The sequence below is a fragment of the Streptomyces sp. NPDC055099 genome (assembly GCF_053607685.1).
Genome location: NZ_JBSGUA010000001.1, coordinates 827,972 through 844,279, shown reverse-complemented (window position 1 = coordinate 844,279; position 16,308 = coordinate 827,972). Strand labels below are relative to the sequence as shown.

The window sequence follows — 16,308 nt, the reverse complement described above, 5'->3', positions numbered from 1 at the left end:
GTCGACAAGGGGAGAGTCATGACCGCGACCAGCACACTCCGCACCGGCCACATCGGTCTGAACGTCACGGACATCGAGCGCTCGCTCGCCTTCTACCGCGACGTCATCGGCTACGACGTGCTCGGCGAGGGCGAGGAAGGCCGCAGGTTCGCCTTCCTGGGGCAGGGCGGGACCCTCGCGCTCACGCTCTGGCAGCAGGCGGACGCGCCGTACGCGGCGGGGAACGCCGGGCTGCACCACCTGGCGATCGAGGTCGAGAACGTCGACCAGGTCCGCGCGTACGAGAGCGCCCTGCGCGCGTACGGCGTGGAGTTCGCCTACGAAGGGGTCGTGCCGCACGGCGAGGGCGCCGCGTCCGGCGGCATCTTCTTCCACGACCCGGACGGCACGCGCCTGGAGGTCTGCACGGCCTCTGGCGTGGGCGCCTTGGACCGTGCTCCGGTGGCGGATGCGCCGACCTGCGGTTTCTTCTAGGCCCTGACCCGCCCGACCGCCCGACCGCCCGCTTCGCGGCGGAGTGTGGTCGTCTGCGGGCTGTCCCCGGCCGGTCGCGCAGTTCCCCGCGCCCCTCCGGGGGCGCTCACCCGGCGGAATGGCATCTGCCGTCCGCGGGTTGTCTCTGGCTGGCCGCGCAGTTCCCCGCGCCCCTTCGGGCGCGGTTCCCCCGCGCCCCTCGAGTGCTCTCCCGGCAGGAGTGTCATGACCCCGAACGCCCCGTATCACCACGGCTCCCGCGCCGTTCAGGACCTCGTCGGCGTGCGGGAGCTGGCCGACCACGTGGGCCGGTCCATAGGGGACGGCATCCGGCCCGTCGCCGCCGCCTTCCTCGAACTCCAGCCCATGCTGGTGATCGGCGGAGCGGACCTGGCGGGCGCCGTCTGGGCCTCGCTGCTCACCGGCGCCCCCGGGTTCGTGCGGGCCACGGGACCGCGCCAGGTGTCGATCACGGGCGGCCCGCTACGGACCGACCCCCTCGCGGGCGCCCTCGCCCAGGAGGGCACCCCCGTGGGCACCATCGCCCTCGATCCGCGCACCCGGCGCCGCATGCGGCTGAACGGCCGGTCCCGTCCGACCCCGCGCGGCCTGGCGATCGAGGCCGACCAGGTCTTCTCCAACTGCCCGAAGTACATCCAGAAGCGGGAACTCCCGCCGGGTGCCATGGCGGGGCGCCCCTCCGCGCCCCGCCACGGGGAGAAACTCACCGGCGAGCAGCGCGCGTTCATCGCCGAGGCGGACACCTTCTTCCTCGCCAGCGTCCACGCCGAAGGCGCCGACGCCAGTCACCGGGGCGGCAACCCCGGCTTCGTCCGGGTCCCGTCCCCTTACGAACTCACCTGGCGGGACTACCCCGGCAACTCCATGTTCCTGTCCCTCGGCAACCTCACCGCCGACCCCCGCGCCGGCCTCCTCTTCCTCGACTGGACGACCGGCACCACGCTCCAGCTCACGGGCACGGCCCGCACCACCCACGCCGACGACGGGTCCCGCACGGTCCGCTTCACCCTCACCGAGGCCGTGGAGACCCTCGGCGCGAGCCCCTGGAGCTGGACCACTCCGGAGTGCTCCCCTGCCAATCCCTCCGAGGAGGACTAGCGTCACTCTGTGCACAAAGAGCTCCGGGTGGCGGCCTACGCCGTATGCGTGCAGGACGAGCGGCTGCTCCTCGCTCGCTGGGTGGCGGGCGACGGCAGCAAGCGCTGGACGCTGCCCGGCGGCGGGATGGACCACGGCGAGGACCCGTACGACACGGTGATCCGCGAGGCCGACGAGGAGACGGGGTACGTCATCGAGCCCCGCGCGCTGCTCGGCGTCGACTCGCTGCGCCGCCGCTACCCGCGCAAGCTCGGGGCCGTCGCCGACTTCCACGGCCTGCGGATCGTCTACGAGGCGCGGATCACCGGCGGCGAGCTGCGTCACGAGCGGGACGGGTCCACCGATCTCGCGGCCTGGCACGCGCTCGACGAGGTCGCCGGACTCGACCGGGTCGGCCTCGTCGACATCGGGCTCGACCTGTGGCGGACCCGGCCCGCCGACGGCCACCTGGCGGCGCCCTCCTGAGGCTCCTCGGCGCCTCCCCTTCCCCGGAAGATGAACATGGAGTGACCGCCTCCTCTCGCCCCGGAGAGGGGTGCGTGACCGCGGAGGGTGCCTGATGATCCACGTACGGTGATCGGCGCTGCCCGTTGCGGTCTCGTTAACGTGCAGGTCATCCCGGATGCCAACGATCCAGTACGAGCGGGAAATTCGCCTGGTGCGCAGCTCCCGCGACCACTGCCGACGCGTTCGCAATCGGGGAGACCGCGCCATGTCGCGCATACGCTCTGTCGCCACCGCCGCCCAGTCCACCGCCCACACCGCCCTGTCCGCCGTGGACCGCCGGGCCTTCCTCGCGACCACCGGCGCCGTCTCCCTCTCCGCGGGCATCGGTTACGCCCTGCGGCCCGGCACCAGCCATGCCGCCCCCAGCAGACCCGCCCCCGTCGCACTCTCCCGGCAGGCGCCCGCCGCGCCCCTGATGCCCTACCGGGGCGGCACCACGCTGGCCGCCGTCGCCGCCCCTCGCGGCACCTCCGGCTACCGGCGGCTCGGCGACGGACCCGCCTGGAGCCGGGTGGTCCGCGGTGATCTGGCCGCCGCCAAGAACGGCCGCGAGGGGCGGCGCACCTCGCTCGCCGCGTTCGTCCAGTTCACCGACCTGCACCTGGTCGACGTGCAGCACCCGCTGCGGTACGAGTATCTGCGGGCCCAGACGGCGAGCGCCTGGCGCCCGCAGGAGGCCCTCTCCGTGGTCGGCGCGGTCGCGCTCGTCGAGCGGGTCAACGCGCTGCGCGGCGCGCCCGCCACCGGCTCGCCCCTGCACTGCGTGGTCACGACCGGCGACAACACCGACAACAACTCCCGCTCCGAACTCGACTGGTTCCTCAAGGCCATGAGCGGCGGACGCATCAAGCCCAACACCGGTGACCCGCGCCGCTACGAAGGCGTCCAGGACAGCGGCCTGAAGCTGTACTGGCACCCGGACGACGACCTGCGCGACTCCGACAAGGCCCTCGGCTTCCCGCGCGTCGACGGCTTTCTCGAAGCCGCGCTCCGCGAGGTCAACAGCCCCGGTCTCGGGCTGCCTTGGTACTCGACCGTCGGCAACCACGACGCGCTGCCCGGCGGCTGCTGGGGGCCCGGCGACTCGTACTTCGCCGAATTCGCCGTCGGCGGGCGGAAGTTGATGTCCCTCGACGAGCCGCGCGGCGCCGCCCTGTGGAAAGCCGTCAAGAAGGGCCGCGACCCCAAGGGCGCGCAGTTCAAGGAGCTCCTGAAGAGCGAGGCGCGCCGGATGCGGTCGGTCACCCCGGATGAGAGCCGCGCGCCCTTCACCCCCGCGGAGTACGTCGCCGCCCATCTCGACCCGGCGTACAAGGGCCACGGTCCCGCCGGGCACGGGTACACGCAGGAGAACCTCGACGCGGGAACGCAGTACTACTCCTTCCGCATCAGCGACGACGTACTCGGCATCAGCCTGGACTCGACGGACCCCGGCGGCCACTACGAAGGCTCGCTCGGCACCGCCCAAATGGACTGGCTCGAACGCGAGTTGAAGGCGAACGAGGAGAAGGACGGCGGCGGGTCGTACGTCATCGTCTTCAGCCACCACACCAGCCGGACCATGCGCAATCTGCGCCAGGACCCGGCGCGCCCGCGCGAGGGCAGGCACGGCGGCGACGAGATCATCGCGCTGCTCGCCCGCCACCGTTCCGTCCTGGCCTGGGTGAACGGACACAGCCACAAGAACGACATCACCGCGCGCGAGACCCCGGACGGCTCCTTCTGGGAGATCTCCACGGCCTCGCACATCGATTTCCCGCAGCTGGCCCGCGTCGTGGAGCTGAGCGACAACCACGACGGCACGATCTCCCTCTTCACCACCCTCATCGAGTCCTCGGCCCCGCACCGCACGGATTACGCCGATCTTTCCCAGACCGGCCTCGCCGCGCTCTACCGCGAGCTGTCCTTCAACGCCCCTGGTGCCAAGCCCGCGCTCGGTGGCGAGCCGGGCGACCGGAACACGGAACTCATCCTCAAGAAGGGCTGAAACCAGCTCAACCCGCGTGAGTCCGTCAACCTCCTCACCCGGCCCACGAGTCCCTCCGGCCGTCCGAACGGCGTGAACAGAGCCGTGAACAGATGGGGGAGACATGACAGCAGCAGCACGCAGAAGAGGGCTTACGGGCGTGGCGGCGGGGGTGGCCCTGGCCGTCGCGGCGGGAGCGTTCGCGGCGCCCGCGCTCGCCGGAGCGTCCGGCGGTGGGCACGACGGCGGGCACGGAGGCGGCCACGGCGACCGGCACCGGGCGACGCAGAAGGCGATGGAGGCGGCGGTCAACGCGAACGCCCCCGGCGTGACCGCGCAGGTCAGGGACAAGCACGGGACCTGGGACTCGGCCGCGGGCATCGGCGACCTGAAGCGGCAGAGCCCGCGCGGCGCCCACGACCGCTACCGCGTGGGCAGCATCACCAAGACTTTCGTCTCGACGGTGATACTCCAGCTTGTGGCCGAGGGAGAGCTGAGCCTTGACGACAAGGTGGGCCGGTGGCTGCCGGGCGTGGTCGAGGGCAACGGACATGACGGCGACGCCATCACGGTGCGCCAACTCCTCAACCACACGAGCGGGATCTACGACGTCCTGTCCGACCCCGGCTACCAGGAGAAGATGTTCACCGAGAAGTTCCTGGCGCACCGCTACGACACCTGGACCCCCGAGCAGCAGGTCGCCATCGCCATGCGCCACGAGCCGGACTTCGACCCGGGCAAGGGCTGGAACTACTCCAACACCAATTACATCCTCGCCGGCATGCTCATCAAGAAGGTGACCGGGAAGTCGTACGCGCACGAGATCAAGCGCCGCATCATCGAGCCGCTCGGCCTGGACGCCACCAGCGTGCCGAAGACGGACCCCTCGATGCCGCAGCCGAGTTCACGGGCGTACATGAAGCTGTCGAAGGCCCCGGACGCCAGGTTCCATGACGTGACGGAGCTCAATCCGACCATGGCGGGCTCGTCGGGCGGGATGATCTCCGACGCGGACGACCTGAACCGCTTCTACACGGCCCTGCTGCGCGGCAGGCTGCTGCCGAAGAAGCAGCTAGCCGAGATGAAGACGACCGTCCGGCAGGACGAGGACGACCCCGACGGCGACGGGTACGGGCTCGGCCTGGTGAGCCGCGAGACTCCCTGTGGCACCGTGCTCTGGGGCAACGGCGGCGACATCCAGGGCTCGACGTCGATGACGCTGGTGACCGAGCGCGGCGGTCACGCGCTCTCGGCGAACTTCAACAGCCTGGACGGGGACCTGTACGCGATCCGGGACGCGGAGTTCTGCGGGAAGTGACGTGACCGGCGGGGCCCGGCGCGCGGGTCCCGCCCCCCTTGCCGCGGCGGCTATCGCGGCAGCACGACCACATACGCCGCCGGGTCGCGGTCACCCGACGCCATCAACGCCGTCCGTACGACGGTCGCCTGCTGTTCGAGGGACTCGCGCAGCTTCTTCGGCGTCAGGTGCACGACGGTGATGCCGAGCCGCTCCAAGTGCTCCCGCTTGCGGGCGTATTCGGACCACAGGGCGTCGTCGTCCTGCCGGAACCCCTGCCGGGGAGCCCGGGTGTCCAGTTCGACGGCGACGGCCAGATCCGGCCAGTAGGCGTCGACGCCCCCGAGGTGTGGTCCACCGGGCAAGCGCAGGTCGACGTTCCACAGCGGATCGGGCAGGCCGTGCTCGGTGACCATCCGGTACAGCCGGTCCTCGGCGATGGCCCGGCCCTCGGCGAGCAGTGAGTCCACCGCGTCGACGACATGCGGGCGGGTGAGCAGCTTCGCCTGGTTCAACTCCCGTACTACGGCGGCCGGTTCGCAGTGTCCGCCGCGTACCGCCTCGGTGAGCAGTCTGCGCACGGCGGCCGCCTCGGTGAGCCCCGCCACGGCGTCCGCGAGCGCGCGCGGCACCGGGGCCACCGGGACCCCGCCGATCTGTACGGCGGTCGGCAGGGCCGGGGTCCGCACGAGGCGGGTGAAACCGGTGGAGCGCAGCCGCCGGGTGCGCGGGATCAGGACGTCGATGCGGTCCAGGGAGAGCAGAGGGGGAGCCGACGAGAAGCGGTGCAGGGCGAGCGCCGCGAGACCGGTGATCAGGGCGTCGGCGTACGGGGCGTGGGGCTCTTTGGCGCCGGGCTGGGCGGGCACGGACTTGGCGGCCTTGGCCGGCGGCCGTCCGGCGAACAACAGGGCGCCGTGCAGGCGCTCTTCGCTGGTCGGCGGCCCCGGGTGCAGCAGGCAGACCCCCGGCAGCAACTGCTGCCAGGGACCCTCCGGGCGGCAGTGGGCGGCGACATCGGCGGGGGAGATGCCGTGGGCGCGGAGCTGGGCGGTGCTCATCACCCGGCGCTGGACGTCGGCGAGGTGACGGAGGGGGCGGGGGGAGAGCGGGGTGTTGTGGTTCATGACCGGGCCATTCCCGCTGCTGATCCGCCCCCTAACCGCTGTTACACGCCCGTCGACATAACCGGACAACCCCGCACTAAAGTGCAGACGTTCGACTGCCGAAAAGGTCCGTTTGTGTTCGGTACGTTCTGGTGCGCCGCCGACCCCGCGCCGCCCCGCGCCGCCCGCCCCGCGGCGGGCGGCGCACCAGGTCGGCCTAGGAAGCGGCGGCCGCGTCGCAGCCCTGTGCCCGCAGCGACCTCGCCAGGTCGTCCCGGGCCTCAAGGACGAGCCGCCGCAGGGCGGGCGCCGCGTCCTCGTGCGACGCGAGCCACCGGTCCGTCGCGTCCAGCGTCCCCTGATCGTCCTGGAGGTGCGGGAAGAGACCCCGCACCACGTCCATCCCGATCTGGATGGACCGCTCGGCCCACACCCGCTCGATGGCCTCGAAGTACCGGGAGGTGTACGGAGCGGTCAGCTCCCGCTGCGAGGACTGCGCGAAGCCCGAGATCGTCGCCCCCGCCAGCGCGTTCGACAGGGAGTCGGACTCCACCACGGAGGCCCAGGCCTGCGCCTTCACCGCCTCGGAGGGCCGCGCCGCCAGGCACCGCACCTGATGCCGCTTGCCCGAAGCCGTGTCGTCCCGGACCAGCTCGGCGGCGAGCACCCGCTCGTCGGCGACGCCGTGCGCGGCCAGCGGGCCGAGGAAGGACCAGCGCAGCTCCTGGTCGACGTCCAGGCCGTCGATCTTCGCCGTGCCTTCGAGGAGGCCCTGCAGCAACTGCAGATCGGCCGCGGACGAGGCCACCGCGGCGAAGAACCTCGCCCACGTCAGCTGATTCTGGCTGCCGGGCTCCGCGATCCGCAGCTCCCGCAGCGCGCCCTCGGCGAGCGCGCGCCCGCCCTCCTCGCGCCACTCGGGGGCCGCGTAGAAGGTGAGGGCCGAGTCCGCCCAGGTGTGCAGCATCTGGAGCACCCCGATGTCGCTCTCGCGTCCCGCGAAGCGCAGCACGAGACCGATGAAGTCCCGCGCGGGCATCAGCGCGTCCCGCGTGAGGTTCCACAGCGCGGACCAGCACAGCGCGCGGGCGAGCGGGTCGGTGATGTCACCGAGGTGCGCCCGCAGCGTGTCGAGGGAGTTCTCGTCGAAGCGGATCTTGCAGTACGTCAGGTCGTCGTCGTTGACCAGGACGAGGTCCGGGGCCTCCTCGCCGGCCAGCTCGGACACCACCGTGCGCGGCCCCTCGACGTCCAGCTCCGCGCGTGCGTACCGCGTCAGCTCGCCCTCGGGCGTGCGGCGGTACAGACCCACCGCCACGCGGTGCGGCCGCAGCTCGGGGTGCGACTCGGCGGCCTCCTGGAGCACGGAGAGCTCGGTGATCCTGCCCTCCGCGTTCAGGATCACCTGCGGGGTGAGGGAGTTGACCCCCGCCGTCTGCAGCCACGACTGCGACCAGGACGCCATGTCGCGCCCCGAGGTCTCCTCCAGGACCGAGAGCAGGTCACCGAGCCGGGTGTTGCCGTACGCGTGCCGCTTGAAGTAGCGCCGGGCGCCTTCGAGGAACGCGTCACGTCCGGCGTAGGCGACGAGCTGCTTCAGGACGCTGGCGCCCTTGGCGTACGTGATCCCGTCGAAGTTCAGCTTGGCGTCCTCCAGGTCACGGATGTCGGCCGTGACCGGGTGCGTGGAGGGCAGCTGATCGGCGCGGTAGGCCCACGCCTTGCGGTTGTTGGCGAAGGTGACCCAGCCGTTGGTGAAGCGCGTCGCCTCGGTCATCGAGAAGGCGCCCATGAAGTCGGCGAAGGACTCCTTGAGCCACAGGTCGTCCCACCAGCGCATGGTGACGAGGTCGCCGAACCACATGTGCGCCATCTCGTGCAGGATGACGTTGGCCCGGCGCTCGTACGACGCCTGGGTCACCTTGCCGCGGAAGATGAACTCCTCGCGGAAGGTCACACAGCCGGGGTTCTCCATCGCGCCCAGGTTGTACTCCGGGACGAACGCCTGGTCGTACTTCCCGAAGGGGTAGGGGTAGTCGAAGTTGTCGTGGAAGAAGTCGAGCCCCTGCTTGGTGACCAGGAAGACGTCGTCCGCGTCGAAGTGCTTCGCCAGGCCCTTCCTGCACATCGCGCCGAGCGGGATGTCCAGCGTCGTGCCGTCGTCGAAGGTGCGGCTGTAGGAGTCCGTCACGTAGTGATAGGGGCCTGCCACGACCGCCGTGATGTACGTCGAGATCGGCTTCGTCTCGGCGAACTTCCATACCCCGTCGGCCAGTTCACCGGCGCCGTTCGACCAGACGGTCCATCCCTCGGGCGCCTGCACCTCGAAACGGAAGGGCGCCTTCAGGTCGGGCTGCTCGAAGTTGGCGAAGACGCGGCGCGAGTCCGCGGGCTCGTACTGCGTGTAGAGATAGACCTCGCCGTCCTCCGGGTCGACGAAGCGGTGCATGCCCTCGCCCGTGCGGCTGTAGGCGCACTGGGCGTCCACCACCAGTTCGTTCTCCGCGGCCAGGTCCTCGAGCGTGATCCGGGTGCCGTCGAAGACCTCGGACGGGTCCAGGTCCTTGCCGTTGAGGGAGAGGGCCGTGACGCTCGGGGCGATCAGGTCGGCGAAGCTCGTGGCGCCGGGGTCGGCGCAGCGGAAGCGCAGGGTGGTGACGGAGCGGAACGTGCGCGGCTCCTGGTCGTTCTCACCGAGCGCGGAGCGCAGGTCGAGAAAGACCTCGTACCCGTCGACGGACAACAGCGCGGCCCTCTCCTGGGCCTCGTCGCGGGAAAGATTCTCACCGGGCACGGGCGGTACTCCCTTGTACTCGCATGTGGAAGTCGTGGATCGCACGACCTGTACGAATGTCTACGATCCTCGCATGTGCCCTCACCGGGCGGTATCGGGGAATGCCTCGGTAGATCACTGACGTTCCCCTGGCCAAGCGCGCACGCATTCCCTAGGGAGAGACATGTCCGAGAACGACAAGGCCGGCACGACCAAGACCCCCGTCGACTTCTGGTTCGACCCGCTGTGCCCGTGGGCCTGGATGACCTCGCGCTGGATGCTCGAGGTGGAGAAGGTCCGCGATGTCGAGGTCCGCTGGCATGTCATGAGCCTCGCCGTGCTGAACGAGGACCGGCTCGACGAGCTGCCCGAGGAGTACCGCGACATGCTGGAGAACCAGGCCTGGGGCCCGGTCCGCGTGGTCATCGCCGCCCAGCAGAAGCACGGCGACGAGTACACCGGCAAGCTCTACACCGCCCTCGGCACCCGCTTCCACAACCAGGGCGAGGGCCCGACCCGCGAGGCGGTCGCCGCCGCGCTCAAGGACGTCGGCCTGCCCGAGGATCTCGCGGCCTACGCGGACTCGGACGAGTTCGACGCCGAGCTGCGCGCCTCCCACCAGGAGGGCATCGACAAGGTCGGCCAGGACGTGGGCACGCCCGTCATCGCCGTCCCCGGCGCGGACGGCGAGCAGGTCGCCTTCTTCGGCCCCGTCGTGACCCCCGCCCCCAAGGGGGAGGCCGCCGCCAAGCTCTGGGACGGCACGCTCCTGGTCGCGTCCACGCCGGGCTTCTACGAGATCAAGCGGACGCGTACGCAGGGACCGATCTTCGACTGAGCCAACCGAAGGACACCGTCCCCCGGAACGCCGCATACCGAAAGGCCCCCGTGAGTCACGTCCTCACGGGGGCCTTTCGTCCATCCGCCTGCTTCGGTGAAAGTTGAGAAGACGATCACGAGGCAGGACGTTCTCAGGGGGGCGGCTGCCTCACGGGGCCAGCAGCAGGCTGTTCACGCGCTGCTTGGCGGCGTCGTAACGCTTGGCCACGTCCTGCCAGTTGACGACGGCCCACATGGCGTCGATGAAGTCCACCTTCTGGTTCTTGTACTGCAGGTAGAAGGCGTGCTCCCAGGCGTCGAAGACCAGGATCGGCGTCGAGCCCTGGCCGACGTTGCCCTGGTGGTCGTAGACCTGCTCGACGATGAGGCGGTTGCTGAGCGGCTCGTAGGCGAGCACGCCCCAGCCCGAACCCTGCGTGGTCGCCGCGGCCTTGGTCAGCTGGGCCTTGAACTTGGCGAAGGAGCCGAAGGACTCGGTGATCGCGTCCGCGAGGTCACCGACACCGTCGGCGGCCAGCGGCTCGCCGCCGCCACCGTCCTTCGGGCTGTTCATGTTGTGCCAGTAAATGCTGTGCAGGATGTGGCCGGAGAGGTGGAAGGCCAGATTCTTCTCCAGCCCGTTGATCGCGCCCCACGTCTCCTTGTCGCGCGCCTCCTCCAGCTGCTCAAGGGTGTCGTTCGCGCCCTTCACGTACGCCGCGTGGTGCTTGTCGTGGTGCAGCTCGACGATCTGGGGGTTGATGACCGGCTCGAGCGCCGCGTAGTCGTACGGAAGTTCAGGAAGCGTGTAAATGGCCATGATCCGAGCCCTCCGACTGCTGCTCTGCTGTAGTGCTGCTCTGCTGTAGGGCAACGCTTATTGCAACCTATATGCAAGTGCAGGCTAGCAGCAGGAGGGGCCCGGAGTTGATCAGCCCTTCGTCCTAGGACCGTGGGTACGCCGAAGGGGCCCGGGGTCGTCATCGACCCCGGGCCCCTTCGTGTGCGGCGTTGTCCTGCTCGGTGCCCTACTCGGTGGGCGCCGTCACCGAACGCTCCGCCGCCTTCTGCCGCACGAAGCCGATCACCGCGAGCACCAGCGTCAGCGTTCCCGTGGCCAGGAGCTGCTTGCGGGTGTCGGGCTGTTCCGTCATCAGGTAGAAGATGTACGCCATCGCGGCCAGGGCGACCCACGTCAGGAACGGGTAGGCCCACATCTTCACGACCAGCTTCTGCGGCTCCTCGCGCTCCGTCCTGCGGCGCAGGATCAGCTGCGAGACGGCGATGAAGATCCAGACGACCAGGATCATCGCGCCGATCATGTTCAGGAGCCACGGGAAGACGTCGTCCGGGCGCCAGTAGCTGAGCAGGACGCAGACGAAGCCGAAGACCGAGGAGGCGAGGACCGCCAGGCGCGGGACGCCGCCGTGGACGCGGCCGAGCACCTTGGGGCCCTGGCCGCGGGCGATCAGGGAGTACGACATGCGCGAGGCGCCGTAGATGTTGGCGTTCATCGCGGAGAGCAGGGCGACCAGGACGATGACGTTCATGATCTGGCCGGCGCCGGGGATGCCCAGGTGGTCGAGGGTGGCGACGTACGGGCCCTTTGCCACGACCTCCTTGTTGTCCCAGGGGAGCAGCGTGACCACGACGAGCATCGAGCCGACGTAGAAGAGGGCGATGCGCCACATCGCCGTGCGCACGGCCTTGGCGACGCTCTGGACCGGCTTCTCGGACTCCGCCGCCGCGATCGTGACGGTCTCCAGGCCGCCGTACGCGAAGACCGACGCGAGGAGGCCGATGATGAGGCCGTCCGTGCCGTTCGGCATGAACCCGCCCTCACCGGTGAGGTTGGCCGTGCCGGGGGCGGAGACGTCCGAGCCGGGCAGGATGCCGAGGATCGCGAGGACGCCGATGCCGAGGAAGAGCGCGATGGCGCCGACCTTGAGCGCGGCGAACCAGAACTCGAACTCGCCGAAGTTCTTCACGGCCGTCAGGTTGGCCCCGCAGAACACCAGCATGAAGAGGGCGACCCAGGCCCACTCGGGGCTGTCGGGGAACCAGCCCACCATGATCTTCGCCGCGCCGATGCCTTCGAGGCCGACGGCGACGCAGAGCAGGAACCAGAAGCCCCAGCCCGCGGTGAAGCCCGCCCACGGGCCGATCGCCCGCTCGGCGTGGACCGAGAAGGAGCCGGAGGCCGGGTTCGCCGCCGACATCTCGCCGAGCATGCGCATCACGAGCATGACGAGCGCGCCGGATATCGCGTAGGCGAGGACGATCGACGGTCCGGCCGCGGCGATGCCTGCTCCGGAGCCCACGAAGAGGCCCGCCCCGATGACGCCACCGAGGGCGATCATGGAGAGGTGCCGCTGCTTGAGGCCGTGCACGAGCGGCGAATCGACCTTGGGGGCCTCGTCGGGTGATGCGCCGGGCGATGCGTCCTGGGGGGTGGACGTCCGAGACATGGGCGTGCCCTGTTCAGTAGCTGAGACGGGGGAGCGAGCGGCCCACAGTCTGAAGTCCGGTACCGCTGACAGGGAACACCTGACCGCTATACGGACACGACGCTCACACTTTGTGAAGGTGCGGGCACGGGATGTTCACGCCTGTTTCATGCGCACCTCGCGCCACTCCCGTAGCCCCGCGACCGCCAGGACGAGACCCGTCGCGCCCGCCGACCACAGCAGCTGCGGCCGCGCCGTGTCATCGGTCAGCATCAGGCCGAGCACGGCCGCCATCGCCGCGAGCGCCGCCCACGTCAGATACGGGAACGCCCACATCCGCAGGACGAGCCGCTCCGGCGCCTCGCGCTCGATCCGGCGGCGAAGGCGCAGCTGCGAGACCGCGATCAGCGCCCACACGAAGAGCAGCACCGCGCCGACCGAGTTGAGCATGTAGAGGAAGACCGAGTCGGGCCACTTCAGATTGAGCACGACGGAGACGAAGCCGAAGGCCACTGAGGCGAGCACCGCCCGGCGCGGCACCCCGCCGCCCGACACCTTGAGCAGGGCCTTCGGAGCCTCGCCGCGCTCGGCGAGCGAGAAGACCATGCGGGAGGAGCCGTAGAGGTTGGCGTTCAGCGCCGAGAGCAGCGCCACGAACACCACGATGTTCATGATCGTGCCCGCGGACGGCACCCCGATCGAGTCAAGGACCGTCACATACGGACTGACGCCGGCCTTCTGGGCCGTCCAGGGCAGCACCGTCACGATGACCAGCATCGAGCCGACGTAGAAGAAGAGGATGCGGTAGACGGCGCTGCGCACGGCGCGCGCGACCGAGCGCACCGGGTCGTCGGACTCGGCGGCCGCGATCGTCACGACCTCCAGGCCGCCAAAGGCGAAGACGACGGCGAGCACGCCGGACGTCACGCCCTCCCAGCCGCTGGGCAGGAAACCGCCCTGCCCGGTGAGGTTGGTGAGGCCCACGGGGTCCGTGTCCGGGAGCACCCCGAAGACCGCGAGAAGCCCGAGCACCAGGAACGCGACGATCGCGAAGACCTTCAGGGCGGCGAACCAGAACTCGAACTCGCCGAAGTTCTTCACCGCGGCGAGGTTGGCCGCCGTGAACACCAGCATGAAGATCAGCACCCAGGCCCACTGCGGTACGCCCGGCGCCCAGCTGTTGGCGATCTGCGCGGCGCCGGTCGCCTCCACGGCGAGCACGACCACGAGCAGGAACCAGTAGAGCCATCCGACGCTGAACCCCGCCCAGCGGCCGAGCGCGCGCTCGGCGTGCACGGAGAAGGACCCGGACGCGGGCATCGCGGCCGACATCTCGCCGAGCATCCGCATCACGCACATCGCCAGCGCCCCGGCGATGAGATACGAGACGACGATCCCGGGCCCGGCCACCGCGATACCGGCCCCCGAGCCGACGAAGAGCCCGGCCCCGATGACGCCGCCGAGCCCGAGCATCGTGAGATGCCGCTGCTTGAGACCACCGCCGAGAGGCTCGGGTTCCGTCGCCGTTGTGGGCGGGGGTGCGTCGTGCATGGTGCTCAGGCTGCTCTCGGCTCACAAAGACTTTGGCGGGAACCTACAGTCTCCCCGGGCAGGAGCCCCCCGCGCAAAACGGCCCCCCGCGGCCCCCACCTCAGTGACGCGCATCACGCCCCCCGCAGGGGTACGCCCCGCGCTTTGTGCAGAGCCCACCACTGGGGCACCCGGCACCTTGTCACCCACCGCCGGTGCCGGGCGCCCCCGCCTGAGATAGCGTCGCGGGGTCCCACCTGCCCGTCCCAGAACCCGCGGAGTCCCGATGAGCATCGCCGCCGTCTCTTCCCGTCCCGGCCAGGTCCTCGCGGACCTGCTGCCCGCGTCCCGCGCGAAGGACGCGGCCTTCGTCCTCGGCGGCGCCGCCCTCACCGGCATCGCGGCCCAGATCGCCGTGCCCGTGCCGGGCTCCCCCGTGCCGGTGACGGGACAGACCTTCGCCGCGCTCCTCGTCGGCACCGCCCTCGGCGCCCGCCGCGGTTTCCTCTCCCTCGCCGTGTACGCCCTCGTGGGCATGGCGGGCATGCCGTGGTTCGCGGAGGCGGGCTCCGGCGTCGCCGCGCCGTCCCTCGGCTACGTCCTCGGCATGCTGCTCGCCGCCACCGTGGCCGGCGCCCTCGCCCGCCGCGGCGGCGACCGTTCCGTCCTGCGCACCGCGGGCACGATGGTGCTCGGCTCGGCGATCATCTACGCGGTCGGCGTCCCGTACCTCGCCGCCGCGACCGGCATGTCGATGTCCCAGGCCGTCGCCGCCGGACTCACGCCCTTCCTGATCGGTGACGCCCTCAAGGCCGCGCTCGCGATGGGCGCCCTTCCCACGGCGTGGAAGTTCCTCGACCGCTGAGCGGTCAACTGACGGCGTAGTTCCGCCTGAAGAGGTTCGCCGGGTCATACGTGGCCTTCAGCCCGGCGAGCCTCTTCCGCGTCTTGGCGTCGTACAGGCCGTCCGTCCGGTCCCCGGCGGCGAAGGCGAAGTTGAGGAGCCGCCCCTCACCCGCGAACAGCCCGAACGCCCGCGTCTGCACGGCCCGCACCGCGTCGAGATCCGTGCCCTCCAGCGGCGAGAGCACCCGCACCAGCCACCCCGCGTCCCGGTAGGGCACCGCGTTGTTCGCGGGCTTCGCGAGAGCCCCGCCCAGCTGGTTGATCTGCACGACGTGCATCGTCTCGGCGGCCGGACCGGTCAGCGCGAACAACTCCTGTGCCGCCGCCAGGTCGAGCTCCCGCACGACCACGCTGTCCCCGTAGTAGGAGTGCGGGAAGTCGGGGTCGCTGTGGATGGTGTGGCTCTCGGTGTACGGCATCTCCCGCAGCGAGTCCGACACCGTGGGCCCGATCTCCCGCAGCGGCGCCACGAGCCGCTCGCCCGCCGCCTCGGAGCCCGTGTACGCGACGCGCACCGTGACGAGATGGCGGCCCCGCAGATGGGGCGGCAGCTGCGGGATGTCCGGATAGACGAGCGTCGCCACCGACGAGGTCAGCTCGTCCGGCACCGTCCGTGTCCACGCCTCGTACGCCCGCAGCACGCGGCCCGGATCGACCGCACGGCCGTCGAACTCGATCGCCCCGCCGTACAGCCGCGCCACCGGCACGAGCCCGATCTCCAGGGCCGTCACCACCCCGAGGTTCGCGCCCCCGCCGAGCAGCCCCCAGAAGAGGTCGGGCTCGGCATCCGCCGTGACATGCCGCACGGTGCCGTCCGCCGTGACGACGTCCAGCCACCGGACGTGGTCGGCCGCGTACCCGAACTCCCGGGCCAGGATGCCGAGTCCGCCGCCCAGCGTGTACGAGACGGCGCCCACGCCCGGCGCCGAACCGTTCAGCGGCGCGAGCCCGTGCGCCGCCGCGGCCTCGACGACCTGGCCCCAGCGGACCCCCGCGCCGAGGGTGGCCGTGCGCGCGCCGGCATCGATCCGGACGGAGTCCATCCGCCGGGTGCTGATCAGTACGCCGCCCTCCGACGCCCCCGGAAGCCCGTGCCCGGTGGCCTGCACCCCGACCGGCAGACCCGCCCGCACGGCGTACGACACGGCGGCGACGACGTCATCGGCGCTCCCGGCCCCGAACACGATGGCGGGCCGCTGCGCGAAACCGGTCTGGAACCCGGCGATCTCCTCGTCGTACCCGTCGTCGCCGGGCCGGAACACGAGTCGCTGGTCGGTGAAGTCCACGGTGATCCTCCAAGAAGAGCTGCTGACGCGTCAGAGACTCCCCGTAAAACCTGACATCCGCCGTCAAGTTTTCCGCGC

At 70.7% G+C, this 16,308-nt stretch carries 13 protein-coding genes; 7 read left to right on the top strand and 6 right to left on the bottom strand.

Translation table 11 applies throughout. The features are described 5' to 3' along the window. The first annotated feature begins 18 nt into the window (after positions 1–18). The 5 genes from ACWFRU_RS03770 (at position 19) to ACWFRU_RS03750 (ending at position 5,384) form a co-directional block, all read left to right on the top strand. Positions 19–474, top strand: a complete 456-nt coding sequence (locus tag ACWFRU_RS03770; protein ID WP_453684263.1) for a VOC family protein — start codon at positions 19–21, stop codon at positions 472–474. Positions 475–699: 225 nt separating this feature from the next. Next, the gene (locus tag ACWFRU_RS03765; protein WP_453684261.1) at positions 700–1,593 is read left to right on the top strand and encodes a pyridoxamine 5'-phosphate oxidase family protein; all 894 of its coding nucleotides are present in this window, start codon (positions 700–702) and stop codon (positions 1,591–1,593) included. Positions 1,594–1,602: 9 nt separating this feature from the next. Next, positions 1,603–2,058, top strand: a complete 456-nt coding sequence (locus tag ACWFRU_RS03760; protein ID WP_453684259.1) for an NUDIX hydrolase — start codon at positions 1,603–1,605, stop codon at positions 2,056–2,058. 247 nt (positions 2,059–2,305) lie between these two features. Continuing rightward, complete coding sequence (locus tag ACWFRU_RS03755) at positions 2,306–4,087, top strand: TIGR03767 family metallophosphoesterase (RefSeq protein ID WP_453684257.1); 1,782 nt, start codon at positions 2,306–2,308, stop codon at positions 4,085–4,087. 103 nt (positions 4,088–4,190) lie between these two features. Beyond that, positions 4,191–5,384: a serine hydrolase domain-containing protein gene (locus ACWFRU_RS03750; protein ID WP_453684256.1), complete on the top strand. Its 1,194-nt coding sequence runs from the start codon at positions 4,191–4,193 to the stop codon at positions 5,382–5,384. Between the two features lie 50 nt (positions 5,385–5,434). On the opposite strand, the gene ACWFRU_RS03745 is transcribed toward ACWFRU_RS03750, so the two are convergent. Next, positions 5,435–6,490: a hypothetical protein gene (locus ACWFRU_RS03745; protein WP_453684254.1), complete on the bottom strand. Its 1,056-nt coding sequence runs from the start codon at positions 6,488–6,490 to the stop codon at positions 5,435–5,437. Between the two features lie 196 nt (positions 6,491–6,686). Next, a complete protein-coding gene (gene pepN / locus ACWFRU_RS03740; protein ID WP_453684252.1) occupies positions 6,687–9,263 on the bottom strand; it encodes an aminopeptidase N in 2,577 nt (858 codons plus the stop codon). A gap of 163 nt (positions 9,264–9,426) precedes the next feature. On the opposite strand from pepN, the gene ACWFRU_RS03735 reads away from it, so the two are divergent. Then, entirely contained in the window at positions 9,427–10,080 is a 654-nt protein-coding gene (locus ACWFRU_RS03735) for a DsbA family oxidoreductase (RefSeq protein WP_453684250.1), read from the top strand. A 150-nt stretch (positions 10,081–10,230) separates the two neighbouring features. On the opposite strand, the gene ACWFRU_RS03730 is transcribed toward ACWFRU_RS03735, so the two are convergent. From ACWFRU_RS03730 to ACWFRU_RS03720, 3 genes are all read right to left on the bottom strand, one after another. Next, on the bottom strand, positions 10,231–10,881 hold the full coding sequence (locus ACWFRU_RS03730) for a superoxide dismutase (RefSeq protein WP_160505044.1): 651 nt from the start codon (positions 10,879–10,881) through the stop codon (positions 10,231–10,233). A gap of 208 nt (positions 10,882–11,089) precedes the next feature. After that, complete coding sequence (locus ACWFRU_RS03725; RefSeq protein WP_453684249.1) at positions 11,090–12,529, bottom strand: amino acid permease; 1,440 nt, start codon at positions 12,527–12,529, stop codon at positions 11,090–11,092. Positions 12,530–12,664: 135 nt separating this feature from the next. After that, positions 12,665–14,059: an amino acid permease gene (locus ACWFRU_RS03720; RefSeq protein WP_453684247.1), complete on the bottom strand. Its 1,395-nt coding sequence runs from the start codon at positions 14,057–14,059 to the stop codon at positions 12,665–12,667. Positions 14,060–14,324: 265 nt separating this feature from the next. Here ACWFRU_RS03720 and ACWFRU_RS03715 point away from each other — a divergent pair, with 265 nt between their 5' ends. Next, entirely contained in the window at positions 14,325–14,903 is a 579-nt protein-coding gene (locus ACWFRU_RS03715) for a biotin transporter BioY (protein ID WP_453684245.1), read from the top strand. Between the two features lie 4 nt (positions 14,904–14,907). Here the strand turns inward: ACWFRU_RS03715 and ACWFRU_RS03710 are convergent, their stop codons facing one another. Then, positions 14,908–16,230, bottom strand: coding sequence for an FAD-binding oxidoreductase (locus ACWFRU_RS03710; RefSeq protein WP_453684243.1), 1,323 nt, complete (start codon positions 16,228–16,230; stop codon positions 14,908–14,910). Positions 16,231–16,308: the final 78 nt, after the last annotated feature.